This is a genomic window from Methylophaga thiooxydans DMS010 (genome assembly GCF_000156355.1).
Classification (GTDB): Bacteria; Pseudomonadota; Gammaproteobacteria; order Nitrosococcales; family Methylophagaceae; genus Methylophaga; species Methylophaga thiooxydans.
The window spans coordinates 149,342-162,522 of the sequence record NZ_GG657883.1 but is presented as its reverse complement, the minus strand read 5'-3'; the positions used below and the strand labels follow the sequence as shown (position 1 = coordinate 162,522).

At 45.1% G+C, this 13,181-nt stretch carries 11 protein-coding genes; 8 read left to right on the top strand and 3 right to left on the bottom strand.

The window, feature by feature from the left end:
- Positions 1 to 5 precede the first annotated feature (5 nt).
- Positions 6 to 761, top strand: a complete 756-nt coding sequence (locus tag MDMS009_RS01015) for a ParA family protein (protein ID WP_008290052.1) — start codon at positions 6 to 8, stop codon at positions 759 to 761.
- Here MDMS009_RS01015 and MDMS009_RS16190 read toward each other — a convergent pair.
- A complete protein-coding gene (locus MDMS009_RS16190) occupies positions 758 to 931 on the bottom strand; it encodes a hypothetical protein (protein WP_154646936.1) in 174 nt (57 codons plus the stop codon). The genes MDMS009_RS01015 and MDMS009_RS16190 overlap by 4 nt on opposite strands.
- Positions 932 to 1,015: 84 nt before the next feature.
- A complete protein-coding gene (rlmKL, locus tag MDMS009_RS01010) occupies positions 1,016 to 3,220 on the bottom strand; it encodes a bifunctional 23S rRNA (guanine(2069)-N(7))-methyltransferase RlmK/23S rRNA (guanine(2445)-N(2))-methyltransferase RlmL (protein WP_008289934.1) in 2,205 nt (734 codons plus the stop codon).
- Positions 3,221 to 3,268: 48 nt separating this feature from the next.
- Here rlmKL and yhbY point away from each other — a divergent pair, with 48 nt between their 5' ends.
- From yhbY to hrpA, 5 genes are all read left to right on the top strand, one after another.
- Positions 3,269 to 3,562: a ribosome assembly RNA-binding protein YhbY gene (gene yhbY / locus MDMS009_RS01005; protein WP_008290092.1), complete on the top strand. Its 294-nt coding sequence runs from the start codon at positions 3,269 to 3,271 to the stop codon at positions 3,560 to 3,562.
- Positions 3,563 to 3,565: 3 nt separating this feature from the next.
- Positions 3,566 to 4,165 carry a nitroreductase family protein gene (locus MDMS009_RS01000; RefSeq protein WP_008290023.1) on the top strand — a complete coding sequence of 200 codons (600 nt, stop codon included), beginning with the start codon at positions 3,566 to 3,568 and terminating at the stop codon, positions 4,163 to 4,165.
- A gap of 10 nt (positions 4,166 to 4,175) precedes the next feature.
- Positions 4,176 to 4,640: a pentapeptide repeat-containing protein gene (locus MDMS009_RS00995; RefSeq protein WP_008289932.1), complete on the top strand. Its 465-nt coding sequence runs from the start codon at positions 4,176 to 4,178 to the stop codon at positions 4,638 to 4,640.
- Between the two features lie 90 nt (positions 4,641 to 4,730).
- Entirely contained in the window at positions 4,731 to 5,696 is a 966-nt protein-coding gene (locus MDMS009_RS00990; protein WP_043887699.1) for a DUF481 domain-containing protein, read from the top strand.
- Positions 5,697 to 5,715: 19 nt separating this feature from the next.
- Complete coding sequence (gene hrpA / locus MDMS009_RS00985; RefSeq protein WP_008289946.1) at positions 5,716 to 9,609, top strand: ATP-dependent RNA helicase HrpA; 3,894 nt, start codon at positions 5,716 to 5,718, stop codon at positions 9,607 to 9,609.
- Here the strand turns inward: hrpA and MDMS009_RS00980 are convergent, their stop codons facing one another.
- Positions 9,610 to 11,946 (bottom strand): EAL domain-containing protein, encoded by a 2,337-nt coding sequence (locus MDMS009_RS00980; protein ID WP_154646935.1) that lies wholly within the window; start codon positions 11,944 to 11,946, stop codon positions 9,610 to 9,612.
- A gap of 202 nt (positions 11,947 to 12,148) precedes the next feature.
- On the opposite strand from MDMS009_RS00980, the gene MDMS009_RS00975 reads away from it, so the two are divergent.
- Both MDMS009_RS00975 and MDMS009_RS00970 read left to right on the top strand, forming a co-directional pair.
- Positions 12,149 to 12,703, top strand: a complete 555-nt coding sequence (locus MDMS009_RS00975; RefSeq protein ID WP_008289977.1) for a glycine zipper 2TM domain-containing protein — start codon at positions 12,149 to 12,151, stop codon at positions 12,701 to 12,703.
- 12 nt (positions 12,704 to 12,715) lie between these two features.
- Positions 12,716 to 13,120, top strand: coding sequence for a c-type cytochrome (locus MDMS009_RS00970; RefSeq protein ID WP_008290014.1), 405 nt, complete (start codon positions 12,716 to 12,718; stop codon positions 13,118 to 13,120).
- Positions 13,121 to 13,181 lie beyond the last annotated feature (61 nt).

Here is a 13,181-nt window from a genome sequence, read left to right as displayed (position 1 = left end):
CCCCAATGGAAACAATTGCATTTTTTAATCTCAAAGGTGGTGTAGGTAAAACGACATCGGCGGTCAATATCGCGTGGCATGCTGCCAATGAAGGGATACCTACCCTGCTCTGGGATCTTGACCCACAAGGTGCTGCAAGCTGGTTGTTAGACAGTAAAGCCAAATCGAAAGCTCAGCCCAAGAAAATTCTGAACGGGAAAACACCCATCGGGAATCTGGTCAAACCTACCAATTATCAGCACTTGGATATTATTCCAGCGGATTTTTCTATTCGTGATCTCGAACAGCAATTACAACTGCAAAGTGAACAAGGGCAACGTAATTTAATTGCGAAGCTGATTGAACCTTTCAGTGAAAACTATGCGCTGATCATTTTGGATTGTCCGCCGAGCTTTTCTTTACTCAGTGAACAAATTTTCGATACGGCTGACGCGTTATACCTGCCTTTGATTCCGACCCACTTATCATTGCGTACCTTCGAGCAGACCCGAGATTTTTTCAAGAAAAACAAGCTGAAACCTAAACGCTTACACGCCTTCTTTACGATGGTGGATAGGCGAAGAAGTTTACATCGCTTGATGTTGGCACACCCACCTAAAATGCTCAAAAATGGATTACCGACCCCCATTCCCTATGCCGCTGTGGTGGAGAGGATGGGCGATCATCAGGCGCCACTCCCGGCATTTGATAGAAACGCACATGTCAGCAAGGCATATGCGTCTTTATGGCAGGATATAAAAGCCACGCTATCAGATTTTTAGTTTGTCACCACGTTGCCGATGACACCTTGCGGGTTTTCTTTTAACCATTGATGATAGGTTTGCGTCGGGATATTGAACTTAGGGAAATATTCGTTTCCCAAATCCGGGCCGAATTTTTTCCAATCATCTAAACTTTCAAACTGTTCGACGTATTGTGCTGATGTAGACAAGGCTGTACTCCATAGATAGCTAATACGCCAGCAATTTACAGCACAAACATGTCAGAAAGATGTCACGCTAATAGTTTTTATTCGCTACGCAGCTCGTCGAATCATCCAGCAATAATGAATTTTGTTATTACGCTCAAAATCTTTTGGCAATGTGCTTTGAGTAATATCTGAAATGTCCAGATCGCTCAATTCATCAACAGCCAGTTTAAAATCACGTCGGTTAGTTGAAAAAATTAAACACCCATCATCAGTTAATAAATGACTCGTCATTTTTAATAGCGAGACATGATCACGCTGAATATCAAACACGCCTTCCATTCGACTAGAGTTTGAAAACGTTGGTGGATCCAGAAAAATCAAACCAAACCGTTGTTGTTCTTGTTGTGCTGCTTGTAACCATTCCAGACAATTAGCACGAACAAAATGATGCTGTTCACCATTGAGCTGATTTAAACGCATATTGTCCTGCGCCCACGCCAGATAGGTATTTGACATATCCACACTGGTCGTTGATTTTGCCTGCCCTGCGGCAGCATAAACGGTGGCAGATCCGGTATACGAAAATAAGTTTAGAAAGTCTTTACCGGCTGCCTTTTGCAACAACAACTGGCGAGTATCACGGTGGTCAAGAAACAAACCTGTGTCTAAATAATCCGTTAAGTTAACCCAAAACTTCAAACCATTTTCTGCCACTTCAAAGCGCTGATTATGCGAGGACTGTACTTCGTACTGTTGAGTCCCGCGCTGTTTCTGACGTACTTTCAGCACCACTTGATTTGATGGTAAATCGAGCACTTCCGGGATCAGTTGCATCGCTTCTTTAAGACGCTCAACCGCTTTTTGTGGGTCGATCTGCTTGGGCGGCGCATATTCTTGAACGTGCACGTATTCGCCATATAGATCAATCGCAAAAGCATAATCAGGCAAGTCAGCATCGTAAACACGATAACAAGACAGTTCATTTTTACGCGCCCACTTTGCCAGATGTTTGATATTTTTCATCAAGCGGTTTGCAAACATTCTGCCCTGCTCAGTAATTGTTACTTTAGTCGCATCGGCAACCGCTTCTGAATCCTCATCGGTTAATGAAGAGGCATGTAACATTTCCGTCGAACGGACTGGTTTAGGCGCACGATAAAACAGCACATCACAAGGAATGGGCCCGTTATCAAACGGCACCGTGTCAAACATCGTTAACCCGGTGAACTTACCAAGCTGAGCGTTATCGGTAATCAACGCTGTTCGCCAGCCTGGCAAAAACTCATGAATGACATTTCCCAAACTCTCATACAAATGATGTAACTCATCACGCTGGCCTATCCGTTCACCATAAGGCGGGTTACACACCATTAAGCCTACATTGGGTAAGTCTCGACTCACTGAAGGCCAGTCAAGCAGGCTTCTTTCATGAACCTGAATACGTTCAGCCAAGCCAGCTTCAGCAATGTTTTCTCTGGCCGCTAAAACGGCTTTAGAATCATTATCACCACCCAGCATTACGGGTAAGCGTGCAAGACCTGCCTGACGGCGGCGTTCGGCATCCGCTTTGAGTCGCTTCCAGCATTCACGGTCATGTTGCTTCCAGAAACTAAAGCCAAAATAATCGCGTGCGATGCCGGGCGCAATATCGGCGGCAATCATCGCCGCTTCGATAAGAAACGTACCTGAGCCACACATCGGATCAACTAATGCCCAACCTTGTTTGGCGAGTCTCGGCCATTCGGCTTTTAGCAAGATCGCCGCAGCAAGATTTTCTTTCAGTGGCGCTGCTGTGTTGTGCGTACGATAACCACGCTTGTGCAGGCTTTCACCTGACAAATCAATGCTGACAATGGCTTGATTATGTTTTACATAAACATTGATGCGTAAGTCTGGCTGAAATAAATCAACAGAGGGACGTAAACCGGTTTGCTCACGGAAACGGTCGACAATCGCATCTTTGACTTTCTGTGCGCCATATTGGCTATGTTTGATTTTGGAACGAAAACTGTTGAAATCGACAGCCAAGGTGCTGTCTTCGGCGTTAATATGCTCTTCCCAGGCCAAGGCTTTAACACCGTCATATAACTGCTCGGGGGTTTCGGCATTCAGATGGGCTATCGGCATCAATACCCGTATCGCCACTCGTGACCACAAGCAGACTTTATAGGCGTCTTCCAGCTCACCGGTAAAACGAATATTGCCCGCTTCTTGTTTACTGTTTTTAATGCCGAGCTGTTTCAGCTCATCAGCAAGTAACGGCAACATGCCTCTGGCAGCCGTCACGGTGAACTTGTATTGTTTAGCCATATTCCGTTCCTGATATAATCTTGTATTTTAATATACAAGAGCATTTTTATGGCAGTGACTGACAAACAAAAGCGCTATCTGAGAGGATTGGCACACACACTCAAACCCGTTGTGATGATTGGAAACAGTGGTTTAACCGACGCCGTTCTGAGTGAAATTGATAATGCGCTGGAACATCACGAACTGATTAAAGTGCGAGTTAGTGGTCAGGAACGCGCAGATCGTAAAGCCATGTTAGATGAAATTTCAAACAAAACGGGCGCAGATCTGGTTCAAGTGATCGGTCATATCGGTGGTTTTTACCGCCCAGCCAAAGAGCCATCTATTCAACTTCCAAGGTAATTTATGATTCAAAAACCTGCAGATACTGAACAGCCTATTGAAAAAGTGCTAGCAGAACGCTGGAGTGGTCGGGCTTATGACGCCACGGTTCCGGTAACGGATGAACAAGTTACTGCCTTATTAGAAGCCGCTCGATGGGCACCGTCTTGTTTTGGTGATGCACCGTGGCGTTATCTTATCTGCAACAAGTTTCGTGATGAAGCTGCTTGGCAAAAAGCATTCGATGCCCTGGCTCCCGGCAACCAGGAGTGGGCACAAAACGCACCTATTTTAATTTTAGCTGCTTCTGTGCCAACCTTTTCACAAAACGACAAGGCAAACCGTTGGTCGGGTTATGACACCGGTGCGGCGAGTATCAGTTTGTGTTTGCAAGCCACAGCGATGGGGTTAATGAGCCATCAAATGGGTGGCTTTGATGCGGAAAAAATGCATCAATCTTTCGCCATACCTGACGATATCCATATGTGGTCAATGATTGCAATCGGTCATCCAGCAGCGCTTGACAGCCTGACTGAAGAACAAATGGAACGGGAACTAAAAGAACGCGCTCGTCGTCCATTACAGCAACAGTTTTTCCATAGTAACTGGCCCGCACAGGACTAAGCAGGAGACGATGATGAAAAAAGCCCTTCTATTAGCTGGACTAATTTGCACAGGTAGTGCTGCCGCATTTGAACAAATTTATGTCGACCGTTTACTAGAAACACGCCAATGTCATCACTGTAATTTGAGTGAGGCCGATCTAAGTGGCAAAGATTTTAGTGGTGCTGATATGAGCGAGTCTATCTTAAACGGTATCAATCTTAGCCAAGCCACGCTTGTCGGTGTCTGGTTTACCCACTCAAAAATGCAGGGTGCAAACCTTGAAGGTGCTGACGCGTCAAACTCCTTAATGGATTATGCTTTACTCAACGGCGCTAATCTCAAAGGTGCAAACCTCAACGGTAGTCAGTTAATTTTTGCTGATCTGACCGATGCGGATCTAACCGGTGCGAGTGTCGACAATGCTCAAATGCGCGGTGTACTTTATTGCAACACCACAATGCCCAACGGAGAGCTCAATAACAGCGGTTGCTAAACACCACATCGCTACTTAATTTTGACTAATGGCAGCACTGTTTTCAGTGCTGCCGTTTTTGTTTGGCTGTTAATTTTTTTGGATCCCTTTATGTCTTTCACTAAGATTCTTGTATCTGCTTTATGTGTCTGGCCACTCATGCTGCAAGCAGCACCCTCGACCATTGAATTAACTAACGGTGATGAACTCACCGCAGATCTCATCAAACACACCGATAGTCATATCAGCATCGTGCATCCTGTTTTAGGAAAAATGCAGTTAAGTAAATCTAAAATTAGCAGAATCAGTATTAATGATGAGGCAAATGAGGTCGTCGCTACTGCTGAAACAACGCCAGCCCATACAGAAAAAGAATCAGAAAAATCACATGATGATAATGGTCTGTTTGGCACCGGGCTACTAACCGGTTGGGAACGTCGCTTTGATTTAGGTATTGCGGGTAGCGCTGGCAAATCACAGAATCATCAAGTAAATCTTGGCTTTACCGCTGATTATGAAAGTGAATATACCCGTATCGCTCACCGCACAGCCTATTTCAGAGCTAAATCAGAAGATGAATTATCCGACCATAGTTTTTACAGCTCGGTTAATCGTGACTGGTTACGCCCCAGCACCCCCTGGTTTCAATTTGCTGGGGGGCGTTTTGATATGGATGAGTTCAAAGACTGGGATTACCGCGTAAATGGCAATGCGGGTGTGGGGTATGAATTTTCCAATACTGAGAGCTTTCTCTTACTCGGTCGTACCGGTCTTGGTTTTAATCAAACCCTGGGAGGAGAACGCGAAGAATTCACACCAGAAGGTTTGGTTGGTATTGAGTCGCAGTGGGATATGAATGACCAGCAACGCATCAAATTCGCCAATACGCTCTACCCCAGCCTGAAGGATACGACTGAATACCGTAATCTCACCTCATTTGACTGGCTGTTGGACGTAAACAGCTATGCCGGCGTTGCCCTCAAGGTGGGGCTTTTAAATGAGTATGATTCAGCAACAGAGCAAGGCATTGATAAAAATGACTTCAAATATACTGTCTCATTAGCATGGACGCTGTAGAATAAAGGCTTTTGCCTAATTGCCCGTGAACAAGCAGACACCAGAAATCAACGCCCTACTGCAAACAACCATGCTGACAGACAGGCATCGTTTGCAACGGCGTTGGCAACAACTGCAAAAACAACAGCATACGGATGCACAGTTGGAAAAGCTGGCGGGTCAGATTCAAACATCTGCTGATCGCGCTTCCCGCCGTTTGGCAAACATCCCCAAGCCAACGTTCAATGCAGAGTTACCCGTTATTGAGCGGCGTGAAGAAATTGCCAAGGCAATTCAGGACAACCAAGTCATTATTCTGTGTGGTGAAACCGGCTCAGGTAAAACCACACAATTACCTAAAATTTGTCTTGAATTAGGTCGGGGCGTCACCGGTCTGATCGGTCACACACAACCAAGGCGTATTGCAGCGCGTACCGTCGCGACGAGAATTGCTGAAGAACTAGGTTCAGAAATTGGTAAAACGGTCGGCTATAAGGTGCGTTTTCATGATCAGGTCAACGCTGAGCAAAGCTATGTAAAGTTGATGACCGATGGCATTCTGCTCGCCGAAACCCAAAACGACAAATTCCTAAATCAATACGACACGTTGATTATTGACGAGGCGCACGAACGCAGTCTCAATATCGACTTTCTACTGGGTTATATCAAACAATTATTACCGAAACGTCCCGATCTGAAAGTCATTATTACCTCAGCAACGATTGATACCGAGCGATTTTCCAAACATTTTGATAACGCTCCCGTTATCGAAGTTAGTGGTCGAACTTATCCGGTTGATGTCCGTTACCGCCCGTTGCAAACACCGGATGAAGATTCCCCCGATTACGATATGGTGCAAGGTATTGTCGCGGCTGTTGATGAACTGTGCCGTGAAGGCCCTGGCGATGTATTGATTTTCTTAGCCGGTGAACGCGATATCCGTGATGTTTCTGAAGCACTGCGAAAACATCATCCACCGCAAACTGAAATTCTACCTTTATTTGCCAGGCAGTCTGCCAGCGAACAAAACCGCGTGTTCAAAACCGGTGGTCAGCGGCGCATTATACTGGCGACTAACGTGGCTGAGACGTCATTGACCGTTCCCGGTATTCGTTATGTCGTCGACCCGGGTAACGCTCGGATAAGCCGTTACAGTGTGCGTAATAAAGTACAGCGCCTGCCCATTGAGAAAATCTCACAATCGAGTGCTAATCAGCGTGCTGGTCGCTGCGGTCGTGTTGCCGCAGGTATTTGCATTCGCCTCTATGATGAAGAGGACTTTACGGCACGTCCGGCGTTTACTGATCCGGAAATTTTACGTACCAACCTTGGCTCAGTGATATTGCAGATGTCAGCATTAAAACTGGGCGATCCGGCAAAATTTCCATTCATCAACCCGCCACCGCAAAAGATGATCAACGATGGCTATCGTTTATTGGATGAGTTGAATGCGGTAGACCGGCAGCGCCGTATTACAGAAACAGGTCGTCAGCTCGCTAAATTGCCGATTGACCCCCGCATTGCTCGCATGCTGTTAGCCGGTGCCGATCACCATAGTCTGACCGAAGTATTGATCATTGCGAGCGCGCTGAGTATTCAAGATCCACGAGAACGACCGATGGATAAGCAGCAAGCTGCTGATGAGGCGCATTCTAAATATAAAGACGAACGCTCTGATTTTGTTAGTTTTATTAAGCTATGGAACCTTTATCACGAGAAGAAAAAACATCTTAGCCAAAATAAGCTCAGAAAGTATTGCAAAGAAAACTTTCTGTCTTTTTTACGCTTACGTGAATGGCATGATATCCATCAACAGCTACATATTCAGTTAGGTGAACTAGGGCTGAAATTCAATCAGCAAGAGGCCAGCTACGACGCTATTCATCAAGCATTATTATGTGGTTTGTTAAGTCACATCGCCTTTAAAAGTGATAAATACGAGTACACCGGTGCCCGTAATTTGAAATTACAGATCTTCCCCGGTTCTGCATTACACAAAAAAGGCCCGAAGTGGCTAATGGCTGCAGAACTGGTAGAAACCGGCCGCTTATACGCCCGTATTGTGGCTAAGATCGATCCTACTTGGATAGAACCCTTGGCGGGTAGCCTTATCAAACGTCAATACAGTGACCCACACTGGGAAAAGAAACCGGCTCAGGTGGTCGCATTTGAATCCGCATCATTGTATGGCCTTCCTATTGTCACCCGTAGACGGGTTCACTATGGCCCGATTGATCCCGAGCTTTCCAATGAAATTTTTATTCGCGAAGCGCTCGTCAATGGTGATTGGCACTGCCGGGCCCCCTTTTTCAAACAAAATCAGACACTCATCGCAGATATTGAACTGTTGGAACAAAAGTCGCGTCGCCGTGATGTACTGGTCGATGAAGATATTCTGTTTACGTTTTATCGTGAACGCATCCCACACAATATTATCAACGGTGCCGGTTTCGAAAAATGGCGTAAAGAAGCTGAAAAGGAATCACCTAATCTTTTGTTTCTGAGCCGTGACCAACTGATGCAACATGATGCCGAGCAAGTCACAGCAGATTATTACCCGGATCAGATGCTGATAAACCGAGTGCCCCTGCCCTTAGAATATCATTTCGAACCGGGTAAACAGCACGATGGTATTACCCAAACTATTCCTCTTTCTCTACTCAACCAGACCAGTCCCGAACGTTATGACTGGTTAGTACCGGGACTACTGCGCGATAAAGTTATTTTCCTAATCAAAGCCTTGCCAAAATCGTTGCGTCGCCACTTTATCCCTGTGCCAAATTATGCCGATCAATGTCTTAAGCAACTCTCACCAGAGTCTGGTGCATTATTACCCGCATTAAGTGAAAGTCTTAGAAAACTGAGCGGTGTTGAAATCGATGCATCTGACTGGCGTACGGATGATTTACCTCTCTATCTGCAAATGAACTTCAAGTTGGTCGATGATGACGGTAAATTACTGGACGAAAGTCGCGATTTAGCGACCTTAAAAGAAAACTGGGCACGCGAAGCGGCAGCCAGTTTCCGTCAAATTCCAGATAGCGAGTATGAACAGCAAGGTCTGACCAGCTGGCAGTTTAATGATTTACCTGAACAGGTCACGCTTGAGCAGAATGGACTGGAAATGACTGCCTACCCGACTCTCGTCGATAAAGGTGATTGTGTAGATTTAACCCTCATGGACACCGCTTCTCAAGCAAAAGAACTGACGCATTCAGGACTACGTCGTTTATTTATGCTGGTACAAGCTGATGCGGTGAAGTACCTCAGCAAAAATCTGCCTAACCTCAAGCAAATGTGTCTACATTATGCCAATGTGCCACCATCACCCTATGAGGCAAAACACAATAGTCAGCACACACCCTGTGAACAACTGAAAACAGATTTGATTCATGTTGCGTTTGATCGCTGTTTCCTTATTGCGCAACCGGCAATACGTACAGCTGATGATTTCCAGCGTCGTTTAGATGAAAGACGTAGCGACCTTATCAAAATTGCTGCTGACCTGGCTCAAAGTATCGCCGGACCGCTTGCTGAATATCATGCTATCGCCAAACGGCTTGGCAATAATATGCCTTTAAACGCCATCCATGCCGTTAATGATATTCGTGAGCAATTAGGTTATTTAATTTATCAGGGGTTTGTTCACAATACGCCAGATGAGGCCTTAAAACGCTTACCGGTCTATTGCCAGGCGGCAGGTAGCAGACTGGATAAATTGCTTACCGATCCGGCCAAAGATAAACAACGAATGGCCGAAGTGATGCCGCACTGGCAGAAATTTACCCAAAAAGTGAATAAAATTGAGACCCCTGAGTTTTGGGTATACCGCTGGATGTTAGAAGAGTTCAGAGTCTCGATATTTGCTCAGGAGTTAAAAACGGCTTATCCGATATCAGCTAAACGCTTGCAAAAGCAGTGGCAAGACTGTTAATTACAACTGCCAAAGCTGTGGTTTGCCGATTTCATAGCCCTGTACGTAATCTACCCCAAGTTGTTGCAGAACCTTTAATGTCGCTTTATCTTCAACAAATTCAGCCACAGTTTGTAAACCTAGAGCCTGCCCAATACCATTAATTGAATTAACAATTTCCATGTTGACATGATTGGTAGCAGCATCACGCACAAACATGCCATCAATTTTTAAATAATCGACGGGTAGCTGCTTGAGGTAAGCAAATGAAGACAAGCCACTGCCGAAGTCATCAAGAGCAAATAGACAGCCAACCTGACGTAATCTATCGATAAACCCGACTGCCGTTTGAATATTGGTAATGGCTGCTGTTTCAGTAATTTCGAAACATATCACAGCCCCTGTTTGCATCAATTCAGCCGACATAATCAACGCAATAATTTTTTCGTTAAAACGGGCGTCCCCCAAGGATTGACCTGAAAGGTTTATCGCGTAAATACCCGTTATGTCCTGCCCCCGTGCCGCTGCTTGCGATAAGCGTGTCACCACATGCTCAATCGTCCACATATCAATAGCAGCAGCGAGATTATAACGTTCAGCTGCAGGTAAAAACTTACCTGGCGAAATCACTGAACCATCATCAGCAACCATCCGAATTAATAACTCCCAGTGGGTGTGATGCTGTGTTGTTGTGACAGCCTGAATGGGCTGGCTATATAACACCAGCTTTTGCTGACTCAACGCTGATTGAATTCTACTCACCCAACGCATTTCATCACTACGTTGCGCTAGTTGACTATCATCATCACTGAAGAGATGAAGGCGATCCCTACCTGCTTCTTTTGCAGCATAACAAGCACTGTCAGCCTGCTTGAGTAATTCCACTAAGCTACTGGTTTTATTTATTTCAACGAGGCCAATACTGGCAGTCATCGTAAAGCTGTAGCCGTCGTAACTGAACTTCAGTTGCCGTATTTCTTGCAATATTTCATGCAGTTTTTGCTGTGCCTGCTGTAGGCTACAATCCACCATCAGCAGTGCAAATTCGTCGCCACCAAAGCGTGCGAGTAAATCTGCTTCATACAATGATTTTTGGATCAGAGAACTGACTTGTTTCAATAATGTATCGCCGGCAATATGACCACAGGTATCGTTGATAACTTTAAATTGGTCTAAATCAATAAAACAAAAAATATGCTCTTCTGTAGGCCGGTCATTCACTACTTTTTGTAAATAGGTCTCTAAACTTGAGCGATTGGGTAAACCTGTCAACGTGTCATGTGAGGATTGATGTTTAAGGTCTTCGTGTAGCTTGTGTTGCTGCGTCCGATCTTGTGCCTGCACAACAATATATTCAATGCCTCCGGTTTCGTTACGAACTGAAGATAACGTCGCTTGTAACCAAATAGTATTGCCAGCTTTATTGAAACACCGGCTAGTGGTTGTATATTGATTAATATCGCCGGCCAATAATCGTTCATACTGAGCACTAACCGTAAAGGAATCATCCGGATGCAATAAGTCAGTCATCGTTATGTGCGTTAGTATTTTTTTATCATAACCAAATAATTCGCAAGCCACATTATTTACATCAAGAATAAAAAAGTCTTCGTCCATTATGATCATCGGCACACCCGCTTGCTCAAAGGTGTGCACGAGAAAGGCCTCTTTTTCTCGCAGTTCCTGTAACAAAATCGATTGAGATTTATTAATATCGGTCAGATGAGCAACAAGACTGGCATTCTCGTGGCGTAAAGTAAGACTTTCAAGCAGGCGTTGGTGAAGGGTTTTTGTTAGCAATAGCACGGCAAATAGATAAACCAATGTTGTGAGTGACTCAAGTTGAAACCCAGCCATAGATATAGCGGCTGAAACAGGTAGAACCATCGGAATAACAAAGGCACTGAAGCTTCGCATACTACTCAAATGGGAAAACACAGCACCGGCCGACATGCCACCAATGACAAGTGGAATAATCATTTGCTGATTTAACGTATTACCGCTATCAAATAGCCAACCTAGGCTTCCCCATATCAGACCGCTAACCATCAGAAATGAGGCATATAGGTTTTCGTAAATTTGTGCAGAGGAGCTTGATACTGTTTGCTGAAGTTTTCGTTTTAAACGCACCACAAGCATTAAACGCATGCCACTTATCAGAACTGACATCACTGCCCAGCCCACAATAAAGTTGCCGGGCATAGCAGAATACAGGGCTATTGCAGTGATCAGGCTGATCACAGTATTAGCTATGATTGCTGTCACACCCTGCTGTAACAAAATGTTCAGACGCATGATGTTGACGTTATCAACATCAAGGGCACGGACTTCCTTATTCATGCGAGTGGCTGTGTTCAATTTAACTCCGGTTAAACACGAAACAATGATCCTTATTTGTGAACTTCATCACAGCCAAGCAGTTAATCACAGACCGCCTTTTTAGCCATGTGAGGTAGTTCACACTTTTTAAAATAATCAAAAAAGATTTCAAGCATTCAGTATTGGTTCAGTTTTGCTTTGCTAATGTCTACACAACAGCTAACTATAGAGGAGAGCTGTCATGACAAGCACAATCAAAACCTTAACCGTGTTCAGTAGCTTAATGTTGGCAGCTTCCGCTGCCATGGCTGGTGACCGGCACTATGATAGAGACTATCGTAATTACCAAGCAACTGAAAAGGCGCGTGTCACTCACGTAGAACCGATCTATCGCACTGTGACCATCACAACGCCACAACAAGAGTGCTGGGATGAACCCAGACGGTCACGACGTGATCATCAATCATACACCAGCACAATTGCAGGTGGCATTGTTGGCGGCGTCATTGGTAGCCAATTTGGTGGCGGTAAAGGTAAAACGGCATTAGCCGTAGCTGGTACATTACTGGGGGGCTCAGTGGGACGAGACTGGGAAGCCCAAAACAGAAACTATCAAACAAGTTACGAAGAGCACTGCAGAGTGGTAGAGCGTCAGCATCGTGAACAGCGTATTGATGCCTACGAAGTCAGTTACCGTTATAACGGCAAGCGCTACACTACGGTGATGGATCATCACCCGGGAAAATTTATTCCCGTTGATGTTCATGTCGAACCTCGTCACCGTCGTTATTACTGATCAGGTGTTGTGATGAAACTAAACCGCATTACTTCTACATCCTTATTGTTGTTAGCGGCTGGTCTTATGACCAGCCTGCCAACCTTATCGCAGGAACGCCCCTACACCATCAAAAATGGTAACCAACTTGATGCTGATAGTTACAACGGTTTCAAACTTTACCGTAATTGGTGTGCACGTTGCCATGGTACCTACGGACAAGGTTTAGCAGGACCCGACCTGGCAAAAAGCCTCAACAATATTACTCGAGATGAATTTATGAAGACGGTAGCTCAAGGCAAAGCCGGCTCGATTGGCAGCATGCCGGCTTGGCAATCTAACGCTGCCGTGATGCAAGGTCGTGAACAGATTTATAGCTATCTTAAAGCTCGCGCAAATGGTGATCTCGGCCCCATAAAACCAGAGCTATCCAAATAATGCTTTATCGATTAAACAGAATGGAAACTTGCGTTGACAGCAGATACTGTTATAACTACAC